This window comes from Panacagrimonas perspica, from assembly GCF_004364935.1.
GTDB classification, from domain to species: domain Bacteria; phylum Pseudomonadota; class Gammaproteobacteria; order Nevskiales; family Nevskiaceae; genus Panacagrimonas; species Panacagrimonas perspica.
Map to the genome: position 1 here is coordinate 402,734 of NZ_SOBT01000011.1, position 16,500 is coordinate 419,233.

Consider the following 16,500-nt stretch of genomic DNA (forward strand, 5'->3'; position numbering starts at 1 on the left):
CCCTGACTCAGCTCATCGTGGCCAGGACCGCACGCAGATCGCGCGCGAACTCACCCCCGCGGGCATAGCGCGTGTCGTAGTGCTTCTGCAGCACCTTCTCGATGATGGCGTTAAGCTCCGGCGGCAGATCCGGACGCACCTTCGTGATCGGCATCTGCGGCTCGTTGGCGATCTTGAACATCAGCGTCGCCATGGATTCGGCCTGGAACGGCAGCGTGCCGGTGAGCAGCTGATAGGCCGTCACGCCGAGCGAGAACAGATCCGAGCGGCCGTCCACCTTCATGCCCGAAAGCTGTTCCGGGCTCATGTAGCTGGGCGTGCCCAGCACCATGCCGGTCTTGGTCTTGCTGGCATCGGTGATGCGTGCGACGCCGAAGTCGGTGACCTTGATGGTCCGCGTATCGGTCACCAGCATCAGGTTGGCCGGCTTGATGTCGCGATGGACGATGTTGCGGGCGTGCGCGTAATCGAGCGCGTCGGCCGCATCGGCCATGTACTTGAGGACGTCCTTGACCGGCAGCAGCGCCGCGGCCTTGGTGTGGCGTACCAGGTCGTAGCCCTTGATGAACTCCATCGCGATGTAGGCAAGGTCATGCTCCTCGCCCGCATCGAAGATCTGCACGATGTGCGGATGCGACAGGTTTCCGGCCGCCTCGGCTTCGCGGAAGAAGCGCGCCTTCACGTCGGCCAGTTCGTCCGAGGCGAAGTCGTTGGACAGGGCCATCGTCTTGATCGCCACCATGCGGCCGATCTTCGGATCCTTGCCCAGATAGACGACGCCCATCGCGCCCTTGCCCAGCTCCTTCTCGACCTGGTAGCGGCCGAGCATCGGCTTTTCCATGTCGCCCGAGCCGCCGGACATGATCAACGTGCCGTCCTGTGTCTGGGCGCCCATGCCGGTGCCCAGGATCACCGTCTCCGACAGCTTCTTGGCGCGCACCTGCTTGCTCTGCACGTCGCGGAAAGTCTTGTTCTTCGAGCCGATGTATTCGTAGACGCTCTGCGCCTTGTTGAACTGGCGCTTGCGCTCGAAATCCAGCGCGAGGTTGTACATCAGGTCCAGCAGGCGATCGTCCACCGGCTGCACGCGCTTGAACTTGTCGAAGGCCATGTCGAGCTGACCCTGGCCCTGGAAGGCCAGGCCCAGCATCTTGTTGGATTCCGCACCTTCGGCATCGCTGGAGACGCGCAGCTTCTCCGTCAGGCGCAGCTTCTTGACCGTCATGAACAGGTGGCCGAGAACCAGCAGCAGGGCGGGGATCGTCAACTGCACCCAGATCGCGCTCGCCGACAGCAGATAGAACTCGGTGAGCAGGATCACCGCCACCAGGCCTCCGCTGATCGCGAAGCCGATGGCGGGTGTCAGCATCGGCAGCACCGCGGCGAGATACGCGATGGCCAGGATCAGCACCAGCGCGCTGACGATGCCGCCCCAGGAGGGCTCGATGAAGTAGTGGCCCTGCAGGATGCTCGACACCGAATGCGCCAGCACCATCACGGGCGCCATGCTGGCCGACACCGGCGTCGCCAGCGAATCGCCGGTACCGGCGGCGGTGGCGCCGATCAGCACGATCTTGTCCTTCAGCGCGCCCTTCTGGACCTTGCCTTCGCGTACGTCGTAGAACGAGTACACCGGGAACGGCGGACGGCCGTTCACGTCGCCGTAGAAGTGCGTGCGCATCTGCAGGTACGGCGAGGTCTCCAGATTGATTCCGCCCAGGCGGACGCCTTCGCCCAGCTTGACCTCGATCTCTTCGGGCTTGAGGTTGAGCGCGCGGGCCGCGGTCATCAGGCTCAGCGAGGGATACAGCTCGTTGAAGTACTGAACCGCCAGCGGCTCTTCACGCACGACGCCATCCGGGTCGAGCAGGAACATCAGGTGCCCGATGCCGCTCGCAGCGGCGCCCAGGTCAGGCAGCGGCAGGAGCTCTGCAGAGGTGACCGGCATCGGCAGGCCGCCCGAGGCGACCGCCTCGACGTTGTCCTGCAGGTTGGTCAGCGCGAAGCGGCTGACGTAGTCCGGCAACGGCGCGTCGGGATTTCCCTGCGGCGTCCCCGGCGTGAACATGATCGGCAGCAGGTTGGCGCCGTAACCGCGCATCGCGATGCCCAGCGAATCGTCCGCGGACAGCCGGCTGCGTGCGTTGTCGAGCTTCTCCTTGAGCGCCGTCATTTCACCGGCGTAGCGCTTCGAGAGCGCCAGATCGGCCCACAGCTTGTTCAGATCCCGCATCGCCTTGAGGTCCGGCGCGGCCTGGGTCGGATCGATCTGCCGTGCCGCCGCGGAGGCCGCGTCGATCTGCTTGCGCAGGCCTTCGACGTCCGCCACCTGCTTGCCCAGCGAATCGATGTCGCCCGGGATCGACTGCGTCAGCGGCGACTGCGCCAGGTAGGTCGACAGGTCGCTCAGGGCTTCGAGGCCCGGCTCGTCCTGGGACTCGGAGAAGAAGATCGCGCTGGTGACCACCTTGGCGCCGGCTTCGCGTAGCCGGTCGAGCATCTGCGCATGCACCAGGCGAGGCCATGGATAGCGGCCGATCTTGGCGATGCTGTCGTCATCGATGGCGACCACGACGACTTTGTCGGAAGGCGCGCGAGAGTTGGCTCGCACACCCAGATCGTATGTATACCTTTCGAGCGAACTGAAGCTGTTAGGCACAACTGCGTAGGCCAGCAGCACGAACGCTGCAGAGAACGCGAGCGCCGCAAACCAGTCCCTGGTCCAGAACCCCTGCTTCACCATCATCCCCCTGCGCGCGAACCCGATTCGCGTTCTGCGGTGATACTAGCGTGGTTTTCGGGACCTCAACTAACGGACTTTACGAACGTCATGGCGAAAACCCGAACCGCCTACGTCTGCCAGAACTGCGGTGCATCGGCTTCCAAGTGGGCAGGGCAGTGCGCCGATTGCGGGGCCTGGAACACGCTGGTGGAATCGACCGTCGCGGCGACCCGCCCGGGGACCCGGCCGGGTGTCGCAAACGCGACCGCCGTCCGGCGTCTGCACGAGGTCGATGCGGAGTCGGCGCCTCGTGTCGGCTCCGGCCTGGAGGAGATGGACCGGGTGCTCGGCGGAGGCTGGGTCCGGGGTGCCGTGATCCTGATCGGAGGCGATCCCGGCATCGGCAAATCCACGCTGCTGCTGCAGTTGCTGGCCGCCGTCGAGGGGCGTCTCGACACCCTTTACGTGACCGGTGAGGAATCCCTCTCGCAGGTGGCCATGCGGGCCCAGCGGCTGGGACTGCCGCGCGTGGATTTGCCTGCACTGGCCGAGACTTCGATCGAGTCGATCCTGGCCACGGTGGCCGCCACGCGACCCGGCCTGGTCGTCATCGATTCGATCCAGACGCTGTACACCGACACGCTCGATTCGGCGCCGGGTTCGGTGTCGCAGCTGCGCGAATGCGCAGCGCAGCTCGTGCGTCAGGCCAAGGCCAGCGGCACCACGGTGATCCTGGTCGGGCACGTGACCAAGGAAGGCGCCATCGCCGGTCCGCGCGTGCTCGAACACATGGTCGACACGGTGCTGTATTTCGAGCACGACCCCGGTTCGCGTTTCCGGCTGATCCGCGCGGTCAAGAACCGCTTCGGCGCCGTCAACGAACTCGGTGTCTTCGCGATGACCGACACCGGCCTCAAGGAGGTCAGCAATCCGTCGGCGCTGTTCCTGTCACGCCATGAAGAACCGGTGCCGGGAAGTGTGATCACCGTCACACGTCAGGGCTCGCGACCGCTGCTGGTCGAGGTCCAGGCGCTCGTCGACCGCTCGATGGTCGGCAATCCGCGCCGCGTCGCGCTCGGTCTGGAAGGCAATCGGCTGAACATGCTGCTGGCGGTGCTCCATCGGCACGGAGGCGTCGCACTCGGCGACCAGGATGTCTTCGTCAACGTCGTCGGCGGCATGCGCATCAGCGAACCGGCTGCCGATCTGCCGCTGCTGCTCGCCGCGCTGTCCAGCTTTCGCGGCCGACCGCTGCCCACCGACCTGGTCGTGTTCGGGGAAGTGGGTCTGGCCGGCGAGATCCGCCCGGTGCAGGGTGGCGAGGAGCGGCTCGTCGAGGCGGCCAAGCAGGGCTTCAAGCGCGCGCTGGTGCCCGAGGCCAATCGCCCCCGCAAGAGCGTGAAGCTCGATCTCGAGGTCACTGCCGTGAGCCGCCTGGATCAGGCGATGAAGTTCGCGAGTTGAGGGCGACATGGCCCGCGCCGGAAAGATCCTGACGTGGCTGGTGGTTCTGGGCGTCGGTCTTGGATGCGCGGTCTACGTCGTGTTCCAGTTGCCGGTCTTCGGCGGACGCTTCGAAGGCGCAAGACTCGAGCGCATGCGTCAATCGCCGCAGTACCACGACGGCCGTTTCGACAACACGCCGCGATCGCCCGGAGGCTTCGCGCTCGTCGAGACGATCCGCAAGTATTCGGAAGGCCAGGTCCGCGAGCCGACGTTCGAGGTGCCGGTGATGGCGATGCCGCCGGCCGCGCTGCTGGAGCCGGTCCGTCCGGGATTGCGCCTGTGGTGGCTCGGGCATGCGAGCACCCTGGTGGAAATCGACGGCGTGCGCCTCATGACCGATCCCGTTCTGTCCGAGCGTGCATCGCCGTTCGCGTTCGCGGGCCCGAAGCGCCTGCATCCGTCGCCGTTGGCGCTGGAGGCGCTGACGCACATCGACGCCGTCGTAATCTCGCACGACCACTTCGATCATCTCGACATGGCCACGATCGAGCACCTGGCCGATGGCGGGACCCATTTCTATGTGGGCCTGGGCGTGGGCGCACACCTCGAACGCTGGAAGGTGCCCGCGGCGCAGATCCACGAGATGGACTGGTGGGAGCAGGCGGACATCAAGGGCGTGCGCATCCATTGCACGCCGGCCCGGCATTATTCGGGTCGTCGGCGCATGGACAACTCCACGCTGTGGGCGTCCTGGATGATCCGCGGTCCCGGACATTCCGTTTACTACAGCGGCGACACCGGCTACTCGCCGCATTTCGCCGAGATCCGGCGCAGGCTGGGCGCGCCCGAACTGACTCTGATGAAGGTCGGCGCTTATGGCGAACCCAAGCCCTGGATCGACATCCACATGGATCCCGAATCCGCCGTGCGTGCGCAGGGGGATCTGGGCGGCTCGGTATTGCTGCCCTTGCACTGGGCGACGTTCAACCTGGCGTATCACGCGTGGGACGAACCGATCCGGCGCACGTTGGCAGCGGCCCCCGCGCTGGACGTGAAGGTCATCACGCCGCGCCTCGGCGAGCGCTACGAAGCGGGCGAGGATTTCGTCAACACCGCCTGGTACGAAGCCCCGTACCCCGGGTGAAACCCGGGTTTCCCTCCGATTTGCGAGAAAACCCCGCTCTTTCGCTTCGCGAAATTCAACACCCGGGCTACGGGGACGGTCAGACCAGCGCCGGAATCTGCATCGTCACGCAATGCAGGCTGCCGTACTGCCGGATCAGCCAGCGGCAATCGACGGCGACGACCTCGCGATCCGGGAAGCAGGGCCGCAATGCCGCGAGCGCGGCCTCGTCCTGCGGCGCGCCGTAGACCGGCACCAGCACCGCGCCGTTGACGATCAGGAAATTCGGATAGCCGGCGGGCAGGCGCTTGCCGTCCTCGTCATGCATCGCGGCCGGCAGCGGCAGCGCCACCAGGCGGTAGGGCTGGCCGTCGACGGTGCGCAGCGCGCGCAGTTCCTGCTCCATCGCCGCGAGGTCCTCGTAGTGAGGGTCGTTGCGGTCGTCGCAGGCCTGGTAGGCGATCGTGCGTGCATCGCAGAAGCGCGCGATCGTGTCGATGTGTCCGTCGGTGTCGTCGCCGAGCAGATCGCCGTGCCGCAGCCACAGCACGCGGTTCACGCCCAGGCGCGGCTTGAGGAAGGCCTCGATCTGCGCGCGGTCGAGATGCGGATTGCGGGTCGGCGCCAGCAGGCAGCGCTCCGTCGTCAGCAGCGTGCCCTGGCCGTCGACCTCGATGGCGCCCCCTTCGAGAATGAAATCCTGCGTCTCGATGGGCGCATCCCAGGCGCCGAGCTTCGCCAGCTCGCGCGTCAGCGCATCGTCGCGCGCGGCTTCGAACTTGCCGCCCCAGCCGTTGAAGCCGAAATCCAGGTGCAGCAGCCGACCCTCGCGCACGACGGTGATCGGGCCGTGGTCGCGAGCCCAGACGTCGTCGGAGTCGACGCGATGGATGCGGACGCGCTGCGTGCGTGCGCCCGCCGCCGACAGCCGCACGAGCAGCGATGCCGCATCCAAGCCGTAGTTGATGTGCACCGGTTCGTAGCGGCTGATCGCCGCGGCGATGCGCAGGAAGTTGTCCTCGACCTGCGCGAAGTGCTGCGCGAAATCGCCGTCGGCGCGCGGCCACGTCAGCATCACGGAGGTCTGGGGCGCCCACTCGGGCGGAAGGAAGTCGGTCATGTCAGGGCTGAAAATGAGAAAGCCTCGGCGGTCGAGGACCACCGAGGCTGCTGGGCGGGGATGACGCCCGGGTTACGGATTTGAGCGGACGGCTTGTTACCGCGGGGGGCCGCCGGCCAGGCCGTCGTACACCGCGATGGGCGCGGGATGGTCACGCTGCACGGCGTCCACCACGTGGTCGTATTCGAAGAAGACCGAGAAACCGTCGTAGTCCCAGCGCGTGATCGGCGGCTGCGCGCGTGATCCGCCACCCACCGGCGGACGCTTCGCAGCGGGCTGGCCGTACTGGGCCGAAACGGACGCCTTGTTCATGCCCTTGCTCGGCAGGATCGTGCTGGACGCCGGGCGCGAGGCCTGCGTGACCACGACGATCTCGCCGGCATCGACCGACAGTCCCTCCTGCTCCTCTTGCGCGAGGCAGGCGAACGGGCAGGACAGGGCGGCGGCGGTGAAGAGAACAGTCAGTCGCATAGGGGCTTACCTCCGCAATCTCGACATGAGGATAGCACTGGCCCCGGGTGTTCAGGCAGGCGGGTCCGGGCCGATGGGAGCCGCGTCCTGAGCCGCCTGGCGCCTCCGCAGCCCGGATCGTCTAGGTCGGCAAGGCCAGATCCTCGAGCATCGCGGCGAGGAATCGCGCCGCCTCGCCGCCGGTCACGGCGCGGTGATCGAACGTCAGCGACAGCGGCAGCACCGGGCTCACGACGGCCTGTCCATCGAGTGCGATGACGCCGGAGCGCACCGCACCGGCTGCCACGATCGCCACCGTCGGCGGCACGATGACCGGGGTCGCGTACCGCCCTCCGAACCGGCCGAAGTTCGACAGCGTGATCGTGTAGCCCCGCAGCTCCTCCGGCGGCACCGTGCGATTGCGCGCATCGGTCTTCATCTTGTCGAGGCCCCGGCGCAGCGACTCCCCGTCACGATTGCCGACGTCCTGCATCACGCAGACGAACAGGCCCTCGGGCGTGTCTACCGCCACGCCAAGATGCACCTTGTCGAGCAACCGCCGGCCCACCTCGGCGTGATCGAACCAGGCGTTGAGCGCGGGCTCGCGCCGGGCCGCAGAGACGATCGCGCGGATCAGGCGCAACGTGACGTCCTGCTGTTGGGGTCCCCACGCACGCAGCACCGCGTCGTCCATCAAGGTCGTGGGCATGACCTCGTCGCGCGCCTGGCTCATCGCGTTGGCCATCGCCTTGCGCGCGCCCTTGAGCTTCTCCAGCGGTCCCACTTCCGCGAGGATCTTGTGCACGCGCTGCACGTCGGCCGCGGTGATGATTCCGTCCGGGCCCGAGGGCGTGATGATCGTCAGGTCCACGTTGAGGCGATGCGCCAGCGCGCGCACGGCAGGCGCCACCTTAAGGCCCGCCGCGGAGCCGACCGAAGTGACCTTCTCGGTCACCACCTCGTTGTTCTGCGTCATCGCGCCGACGACGACGCCGGTGTCGCGAATCGCCTCGCCCGCGGTCGCTTTCGCTGCGGCGGGCGCTGGCGGCTGCGGCGGCGCATGGCTCGTTGCGGGCTTGGCCGCGGTTGCGGGTGACGGCGCGCCGCCCTCGAACGTGACCAGCGCCTTGCCGACCTCGATGGTGTCGCCGACGCCGCCGTGCAGCTTGGCGATGCGGCCCGCCTGGGGGCTTGGGACTTCGACCACCGCCTTGTCGGTCTCCACCGACACCAGCGGCTGATCGGCCTTCACGGTGTCGCCTTCCTTGACCAGCCATTCGCGGATCTCGGCTTCCTGCAGGCCTTCGCCGAGATCGGGCAGCTTGAACACGCTCATCGAATTCCTCCTTCTTGTTGTCCGGCTAGCCGACCGGTGCGAGTTCCAGCAGCTTGCGTACTTCGGCCACGATGCGACGGACATCGGGCAGATACACCTTCTCGAGCCGCGCCAGCGGCATCACGGTGTCGTAGCCACTGACGCGCAGGACCGGCGCGAACAGGCTCAGCAGTCCATGCTCGGCGAGATTCGCGGCGATCTCGCTCGCGGGCCCGTAAGCGCGCGGCGCCTCCTGCACGATCACGCAGCGGCCGGTCTTGGTGACGCTCGCCAGGATCGTGTCCATGTCCAGCGGCTTGAGGCTGGCGACGTCGATCAGCTCGCAGCTCACGCCTTCCTGTGCCAGCGCGTCGGCGGCAAGGCGGGTCTCATGCATCATCGCGCCCCAGCTCACGAGCGTCAGATGCGTGCCCTCGCGTTCGACGAACGCGGTATCCAGCGGCAGCGCTTCGCCGCTGTCTTCCACCGCCTGCTTGAACAGTCGATAGCAGCGCGTGGGTTCAAGGAAGATCACCGGGTCGGGATCGCGGATCGCCGCCAGCAGCAGTCCGTAGGCGCGTGCGGGATTCGACGGCGCGATCACGCGCAGCCCCGGCATGTGGGCGAAGAACGTCTCCATCGATTCCGAGTGATGTTCGGGTGCGTGGATGCCACCGCCGTTGGGCGCGCGGATGACCAGCGGACAGGTGATGCGGCCGCGCGTGCGGTTGCGATAACGCGCCGCGTGGTTCGCGATCTGATCGAGGCAGGGATAGAGGAATCCGCTGAACTGGATCTCCGCGACCGGGCGCAGACCCTGCGTGGACAGGCCGATGGCCATCGCCGCGATCAGGTTCTCGGCCAGCGGCATGTCGATGACGCGCTCCGGTCCATAGGCGTCGAGCAGTCCGACGGTGGCGCGGAACACGCCGCCGTTGCGTCCGATGTCCTCGCCCAGTACCAGCACGTTCTCGTCGCGCGCCATCTCCGACTTCAGCGCGAGGTTCACCGCCTCGATGATGTTCAGATCGGCCATGACTCAATGCTCCGTCTGCGGCGCGGGCGCGGTCATCACTTCGGCGCGCTGCGCCCCGAGCGCGGTGGGAAGCGTGGCGTAGAGCGAATCGAAGATCGCCTGCGGCATTTCCGGCTGCACCGCGAAGTAGGCTTGCGCCACGGCTTCCGCGCGCGCTGCGGCCTGCGCTTCGAGTTCCTCCTCATCGGCCACGCTCCAGCAGCCGAGCGTCGCCATGCACGCGCGCAGCCGCTTGATCGGACAGCGCGTCCAGGCGTCCTCGAGTTCGTCCTCGGCGCGATATCGGCGCGCATCATCCGCCGTGGTGTGATCGTGCAGGCGATACGTCACGGCCTCGATCACGCGCGGCCCTTCTCCGGCGCGCGCCGCGGCGAGCGCCCGTTCCAGCACGTGGCGCGTGGCGATCACGTCGTTGCCGTCCACCTGCTCGCCGGGAATGCCGCCGGCGATGGCTTTCTGCGCCAGGGTCTGCGCGCCGGTCTGGCGCGCGCGCGGCAGGCTGATCGCCCACTGGTTGTTCGAGATCAGGAACACGACAGGCAGGTTCCACACCTTTGCGCTGCTCACCGCCTCGTAGAAGTCGCCGCGCGACGTGGCGCCGTCACCGCAGGCCGCGACCGCCACGCGCGGCTGCTTGCGCAACCGGAACGCGTAGGCCACGCCAATGGCCTGCGGGATGTGCGTGCCGATCGGCACCGAGAACGGGAAGTCGTGGCGCGACGGCGTGCCTTCTGGAAAATGCATCGAGCGCTCGTCGCCGGCCCAGTACAAGAACGTCGACTCGGCCGGCACGCCGCGCAGGAACTGCGCCGCATAGTCGCGGTACGCGGGAATCAGCACATCGTCCGCGTGCATCGCGATGCCGGTGGCGGTGCCGATCGCCTCCTGGCCCAGGCAGGACGCGTAGGTGCCGAGCTGGCCGGTGCGTTGCAGCGCAACCGCCTTGCGGTCGATGGCGCGCGTCTCGACCATCACGCGGTACATGCGACGCAGCTCTTCGGGATCCTGCGCGAACGCAGGCAGCGGCGCGAGCACGGTGCCGGCGGCGTCGACGAAACGCGTCATGCGTACGTCGAACGCCGCGACCGTGGTCTCGGCGGAAGGCGAGGTTTCGCTCACGCGACTCTCCTTTGCGAAGTTCGACCCCACGATAGCACCGGCCGCAGCGAAGCAATTTCAGCGTCGGTTCATCTTGAAAAAGCCGTCGATGGAGCGCAGCCGCGATCGCTCATTGCTTCCTCTGCCGGTGAAAAAGCTCGCGGGGGAGAAGGGCCTCACGCAGCAGACCTCACGTCGTCGTGTCCGCCAAGCGCGCACGCGCTACCGGGGTGGCACGCGGCGCTCCCAACCACCGATACAGCGCCGGCAGCACGAGCAAGGTCAGCACCGTCGACGTCACGATGCCGCCGATCACGACGGTGGCCAGCGGCCGCTGCACCTCCGAACCGATGCCGGTGTTGAACGCCATCGGCACGAACCCCAGCGCCGCGACCAGCGCGGTCATCAGCACCGGGCGCAGCCGCGTCAGCGCGCCTTCGTGAATGGCCTCGACGAGCGGGCGGCCCTTTTCCTGCAACGAGCGGATGAAGCCGATCATCACCAGGCCGTTGAGCACGGCGATGCCGGACAGTGCGATGAAACCGACGCCGGCGGAGATCGACAGCGGAATGTCGCGCAGCCACAGCGCGAGCACGCCGCCGGTGAGCGCCAGCGGCACGCCGCTGAAGATCACCAGCGCATCGCGCGTGGATCCGAACGCGAGCCACAGCAGCGCGAGAATCAGCGCCAGGGTCACCGGCACCACGATGGCCAGGCGACGCGACGCGGACTGCAATTGCTCGAACGTCCCGCCGTAATCCAGCCAGTAACCCGCCGGCAGTTCGAGCTGCGTGCGCATGCGCGCCTGCACGTCGCCGATGAAGGAACCCAGATCGCGTCCACGCACGTTGGCCGTGACCACGACCCGGCGCTTGCCCTGCTCGCGGTTGATGGCATTCGGACCCAGGCCGAGTTCCACCTGCGCGACCTCGCCCAGCGGCACGTAGCCGCCATCGGGCAGCGGCACCGGCAGTCGCACGATCGCATCGGCATCCATGCGCAGGGCCTCGGGCAGGCGCACGACGATGTCGCTGCGCCGGTCGCCTTCGTACAGCAGGCCGGCGTGCTCGCCGCCATACGCGGCCGCCACCAGGTCCTGCAGTTGCGAGACGTTCAGGCCCAGGCGCGCCAGCGATTCACGCCGCGGCGTGACGGTGAGCAGCGGCAGTCCGGTGGTCTGCTCGGTCTTCACGTCGGCGGCGCCATCGACGCCGGCGAGCACGCGCTCGACCCGCTCCGCCACCTCGCCGAGCGTGTCGAGGTCGTCGCCGTAGACCTTCACGGCCACGTCCGAACGCACGCCCGAGATCAGTTCGTTGAAGCGCATCTGGATCGGCTGCGTGAACTCGTAGTTGTTGCCCGGCACGTCGGCCGCGATGCGCTCGAGCTTTCCGACCACAGCCGCCTTCGATGCCCGCGGATCCGGCCATTCACGGCGATCCTTGAGCATGACGAAAGTGTCCGCCACGTTCGGCGGCATCGGATCGCTCGCGATCTCGGCGGTGCCGATCTTGCTGAAGACGCGTTCCACCTCCGGCGCCTGGCGTAGCGCGGTCTCGAGCTGCGTCTGCATGCGCACGGCCTGGCCCAGGCTGGTGCCGGGAATGCGCAGCGCGTGCAGCGCGACATCGCCCTCGTCGAGGCTGGGCAGGAACTCGGAGCCCAGGCGCGTCGCCAGCCAGGCGCAGACCATCACGAACGCCAAGGTCGCTGCCAGCAACGGCACGCGTGCACGCAGTGCGAGGTCCAGCAGCGGCGCATAGCCTCGCATCGCCAGCCGCATCGCCGCGTTCTCGTGCGACTTCACCGGACCGCGGAAGGCCAGCGCGATCGCCGCGGGGACGAACGACAGCGACAGCAGCAGCGCCGCGGTCAGCGCGGCGATCACGGTGATCGCCATCGGGTGGAACATCTTTCCCTCCACCCCGGTCAGCGCGAAGATCGGGAGGTAGACCGCGGTGATGATGCCGACGCCGAACAGCGTCGGGCGGATCACCTCGTGCGTCGCCTGCAATACCACCTCGTGCCGCTCGCGCTCGTCGAGCGTGCGGTTGCCGGCGCTCGCCAGCGCCAGCCTGCGCATGCAGTTCTCCACGATGATCACCGCGCCGTCGACGATCAGGCCGAAGTCGAGCGCGCCCAGGCTCATCAGGTTGGCGGACACGCGCGCCTGCACCATGCCGGTGAAGGTCATCAGCATCGCCAGCGGAATCACCATCGCGGTGATCAGCGCCGCACGCACGTTGCCGAGCAGCAGGAACAGCACGACGATCACCAGCAGCGCACCTTCGACGAGATTGCGGCTGACGGTGTCGAGCGTGCGCTCCACCAGCGTCGTGCGGTCGTAGACCACGTTGACGGTGATGCCGCGCGGCAGGCTGCGCTTGACGTCTTCGAGCTTTGCCGCGACGGCGCGCGACACCGCGCGGCTGTTCTCGCCGATCAGCATGAACACCGTGCCGAGCACCACCTCGTGTCCGTTCTGCGTCGCCGCACCGGTCCGCAGTTCGGAGCCGATGCCCACCTCGGCGACGTCGCCGATCCGCACCGGCATGCCCTGCGCCTGGCCGATCACGATGCGCAACAGGTCTTCGGCGTTCGCTGCCTGGCCCGGCACGCGGATCAGCTGCTGCTGGCCATTGCGCTCGATGTAGCCCGCGCCGCGGTTGGCGCTGTTGGCGCCGACGGCCTGCACGATCTGGTCGAAGCCCATGCCGTAGGCGAGCAGGCGGCCCGGATCCGGCCGGATGTGGAACTGCTTCTCGTGGCCGCCGATGGTGTTGACCTCGACCACGCCGGGTACGCGCAGCAGCTGCGGGCGCACGATCCAGTCCTGCGCCTGGCGCAGCGCCACGGCGTCGATCGGCGCGTCGTCCGCGGCGTCGACGGTGTACATGAAGATTTCGCCGAGGCCGGTGCTGATCGGTCCGAGCTGTGGCGAGAGTTCCGCCGGCAGGTGCGTGCGCAGCGCCTGCAGGCGTTCGGACACCAGTTGCCGTGCGAAGTAGATGTCGGTGCCGTCCTCGAAGACCACCGTCACCTGCGACAGCCCGTAGCGCGACAGCGAACGCGTGGTGTCGAGGCGCGGCAGGCCGGCCATCGCGGTCTCCACCGCGAACGTCACGCGCTGCTCGATCTCCAGCGGCGTGTAGCCCGGCGCCTCGGTGTTGATCTGCACCTGCACGTTGGTGATGTCCGGCACCGCATCGATCGGCAGTTGCCGCGCGCTGTGGACGCCGAGCGCGGCGAGCGCCGCCACGACGACGAGCATCGCGACGCGATGCCGGATGGCGAAGCGCAGCCAGCGTTCAATGGTCATGCGACGCTCCCGATTTCTCGATGTCGGCCTTGACCAGGTAACTGTTCTCGGCGACGTACTCGGCGCCCGGCTTCAGGCCCGAGAGCACTTCGACGTACTCGCCGTCGCTGCGGCCCAGTTCCAGCATGCGCACCTCGTAGGTGTCGCCGACCTTGGCGAACACCACGGTGAAATCGCGGAAGGCCTGCAGCGCGCTGCGTTTGACGGCGAGTGGAACGTCGGCACCGCCGGTGAGTACCTCGGCCTGCACGTGCAGGCCGGGCGTCCAGCTCGCATCGGGCGCATCGAATCGCACCCATGCGCGCAGCGCCTGGCTCGCATCGCTGCCCGACGGCGCCAGGCGTGCGATGCGTCCCGCGATGCTGCGCTCGCCTTCCACGCTGCGCAGGCGCACGTCCTGTCCGACACGAAGGCGCGCCAGGTCCCGCGGAAACACCGAGAGTTCGGCGCCGCCGCGCGACAGGTCGCTGATCGTGAACAGCGGAGCGGCGCCGGCGTGCTCGCCCGGCTGCACGCGGCGCGCCGTGACGACGCCGGCGATCGGTGCGGTGACGGCGTAGACCTGCAGCGAGTCGTTGGATTCGACACGCGCCAGCACGTCGCCGGCCTTCACGGTTTCGCCCAGCGAGCGGGTGACGCTCTTCACGATGCCCGGAAAGCGCGCCGTGACTTCGCGCACCGCCTCGGGATCGGACGCGATGCGCCCGTACAGCGGCAGCACGTCGCGGATCAGTCGTGGACCTGCGATGGCGACGCCGAGTCCGGCTGCCTGGGCACTCGCCGCCGCGATCGTCACGCGGCCTTCGAAGCTGTCGTAGCGCCACTCGTGCGTCGCACCGGCGTGCTCGGCCTTCACGAGCACCGAGAACGAGTGCGGCTCGGTGACGATGCCGTCGCCGCGCAGGAAGTCGCCGGCGGGCACGAACGTAAAACGATTCGTCTCGCCGTCGAGGCGCGCCAGGCTCACTTCGAGTTTCACGTCGGCGGGCGCGAGCGCCTTGCCGCCCTTCGTGGCCCAGGCGTGGAATTCCGGCGGAACGCCGTCCTCGAAGACGGCGAGCTCGATCGCGAACGCGCCGTCCTGGAGCAGGCGGCCGCGATGCGGTCCGCGTGGCGCCTCGTCGGTCGCGGCTTCATGGCTGTGGCCGTCGCCCTGCGAGGTCGCGGCCTCGTCGTCGCGATGGCAGGCCGCGAGCGGCAGCGAGAGCAGCAGGGCGAGCGTGATGCGAAGGAGGAAGGAGCGGTTCATTGCGGGATCCCGGAAGTCAGTGCGGGGGCGCCGGCGAGGCGCTGAATTTCGACGAGATGGCCGTGGTACTCGGCCGCCGACTGGATCAGGCGGAGGCGCTGCACCGCCCACTCGGCCTGCGCCTCGCGCAGTTCGAGCAGCGAGTAGCGGCCGCGCTCGTAGGCGTACTGCGTCTGCTTGAGTGCTTCTTCCATCGCGGGCACCACGCGGTCGCGCTGCGCCTCGAACTCGACGCGCGCGTGGTTCAGCTCCTGCCAGATCTCGTAGAGCTGGGCCTGCGCCTTGAGCAGCGCCTGCTCGCGGTCGGGTCCGATCTGCGCGAGGCGCGCCTGGCTTTCGATCTGGTGACCGCGCTGGCGCGACGCACCGAACAGCGGCATCGAGGCCGAGAACACCAGCGCGGTGTCGTCGCGTTCCTCCAGGCGTCGCACGCCGGCGCCCAAGGTCAGGCCCGACGCGGCACGTGCTTCGGACAAGCGCACTTCCGATTCGCGCAGCCGCGTTTCGCTGGCGAAGCGCAGCAGGTCCGGGGTCTGGCGCAGGCGCGCGAGCAGCGCCTCGAACGGCTCCACCGCGGGCAGGTCGAGCAGATCGCCCTCGGCCTCGCCGAAATCGGCGTCGAGGCTGCCGGTGGCCGCGGCCAGATGGCGACGCGAAGACAGCAGCTCGTGCTCGGCGTGCTCTTCTTCCAGGTGCGCGCGTTCGAGCGACACCTGTGCGCGCGAACGCTCGGCCAGCGGCGAGCGCGCGGCGGCGACGCGGCGCTCCACTTCGGCCAGCGTGCTGCGCGCGTGCGCAGTGGCCTGTTGCGTGATGCCGAGCTGCGCCTGGTCCGACAGCACGTGCACGAAGCGCCGCGCCACCTCGGCGCGAAGATCCAGGCGCGCAATCTCGCCGTCGGTGACCTGCAGGCCGCGCTCGGCTTCCGCGGCCTCGACGCGGCGGTCGCGCAGGCCGCCGCGTTCGATCAGCTGGCTGAAGGCGATCGTGGTCTCGGCGCCGGAGAGTCCGGAACGCTCGCCGCTGCCGAATGCGTTCTCGATGTCGATGCCGAGTTCCGGCGCCGGGCGGGTCGCGGCCTGCACCGCGCGTCCCTCCGCTGCGCGCAGCCGTTCGCGCCAGGACAGGAACAACGGATGTTGTTGGTCGGCGCGTCGAAGCGCCTCGGCCAACGTGAAGTGCGGGCCGGCGTGAGCCAGGTGCCCTGAGGTGTGACCGGCATGCGCGTCGTGCGCCTCCGGTTCGTTCTCCGCAGCCAGCGGCGCGAAGGACAGCGCGGACAGGATCAGCGTCGCGGTGAGCCGCAGTAGCGGCGACGGACGTTGTGCTGGAGCAAGCAGGTGTAGCGATGACATGCAGCCTCCCGGATCGGGACGGACGAGCGCCCGCGGCGAGCGGACGAGCGAACTTCGCTGGACGGGGAAGGGCGATCGCGACCCGCGGTATGCGGGAACGGATGCGACTGCGGGGCCATCGTCTTCCACGCCGCCCCGGTGGTGTCCGCGGGGCCCGAGCGCGAAAGCGGCCGGGCACGACGGATGGCCGGGAACGTCAGGGACGCCTGTGCGGCGCGCGATGCAACGGATCGATGCGGGCCAGGCTTGAAGCCCGGCCTTGCCGCC

At 68.3% G+C, this 16,500-nt stretch carries 11 protein-coding genes; 2 read left to right on the forward strand and 9 right to left on the reverse strand.

Annotated elements, in window-relative coordinates:
* Positions 1-7: 7 nt before the first annotated feature.
* The gene (locus DFR24_RS21360; RefSeq protein ID WP_407075127.1) at positions 8-2,746 is read right to left on the reverse strand and encodes a CHASE2 domain-containing serine/threonine-protein kinase; all 2,739 of its coding nucleotides are present in this window, start codon (positions 2,744-2,746) and stop codon (positions 8-10) included.
* 84 nt (positions 2,747-2,830) lie between these two features.
* Between DFR24_RS21360 and radA the strand changes: the two genes are divergently transcribed.
* Together radA and DFR24_RS21370 are read left to right on the forward strand one after the other, a co-directional pair.
* Positions 2,831-4,186: a DNA repair protein RadA gene (radA, locus tag DFR24_RS21365; RefSeq protein ID WP_133883461.1), complete on the forward strand. Its 1,356-nt coding sequence runs from the start codon at positions 2,831-2,833 to the stop codon at positions 4,184-4,186.
* A 7-nt stretch (positions 4,187-4,193) separates the two neighbouring features.
* Positions 4,194-5,312 carry an MBL fold metallo-hydrolase gene (locus tag DFR24_RS21370; protein ID WP_133883462.1) on the forward strand — a complete coding sequence of 373 codons (1,119 nt, stop codon included), beginning with the start codon at positions 4,194-4,196 and terminating at the stop codon, positions 5,310-5,312.
* 79 nt (positions 5,313-5,391) lie between these two features.
* On the opposite strand, the gene DFR24_RS21375 is transcribed toward DFR24_RS21370, so the two are convergent.
* The 8 genes from DFR24_RS21375 to DFR24_RS21410 form a co-directional block, all read right to left on the reverse strand.
* Positions 5,392-6,411, reverse strand: a complete 1,020-nt coding sequence (locus DFR24_RS21375) for an agmatine deiminase family protein (RefSeq protein ID WP_133883463.1) — start codon at positions 6,409-6,411, stop codon at positions 5,392-5,394.
* A gap of 96 nt (positions 6,412-6,507) precedes the next feature.
* Positions 6,508-6,882: a phosphodiesterase gene (locus tag DFR24_RS21380; RefSeq protein WP_133883464.1), complete on the reverse strand. Its 375-nt coding sequence runs from the start codon at positions 6,880-6,882 to the stop codon at positions 6,508-6,510.
* A gap of 121 nt (positions 6,883-7,003) precedes the next feature.
* Complete coding sequence (locus DFR24_RS21385; protein WP_133883465.1) at positions 7,004-8,197, reverse strand: dihydrolipoamide acetyltransferase family protein; 1,194 nt, start codon at positions 8,195-8,197, stop codon at positions 7,004-7,006.
* 25 nt (positions 8,198-8,222) lie between these two features.
* Positions 8,223-9,212 (reverse strand): alpha-ketoacid dehydrogenase subunit beta, encoded by a 990-nt coding sequence (locus tag DFR24_RS21390; protein ID WP_133883466.1) that lies wholly within the window; start codon positions 9,210-9,212, stop codon positions 8,223-8,225.
* Positions 9,213-9,215: 3 nt separating this feature from the next.
* Positions 9,216-10,277 carry a pyruvate dehydrogenase (acetyl-transferring) E1 component subunit alpha gene (gene pdhA, locus DFR24_RS21395; protein WP_133883545.1) on the reverse strand — a complete coding sequence of 354 codons (1,062 nt, stop codon included), beginning with the start codon at positions 10,275-10,277 and terminating at the stop codon, positions 9,216-9,218.
* 223 nt (positions 10,278-10,500) lie between these two features.
* On the reverse strand, positions 10,501-13,629 hold the full coding sequence (locus DFR24_RS21400; RefSeq protein WP_133883467.1) for an efflux RND transporter permease subunit: 3,129 nt from the start codon (positions 13,627-13,629) through the stop codon (positions 10,501-10,503).
* Positions 13,619-14,878: an efflux RND transporter periplasmic adaptor subunit gene (locus DFR24_RS21405; RefSeq protein ID WP_133883468.1), complete on the reverse strand. Its 1,260-nt coding sequence runs from the start codon at positions 14,876-14,878 to the stop codon at positions 13,619-13,621. Before DFR24_RS21405 ends, DFR24_RS21400 begins: the two co-directional genes overlap by 11 nt.
* On the reverse strand, positions 14,875-16,233 hold the full coding sequence (locus DFR24_RS21410; protein WP_133883469.1) for a TolC family protein: 1,359 nt from the start codon (positions 16,231-16,233) through the stop codon (positions 14,875-14,877). The genes DFR24_RS21405 and DFR24_RS21410 overlap by 4 nt, the downstream gene beginning before the upstream one ends.
* Positions 16,234-16,500: the final 267 nt, after the last annotated feature.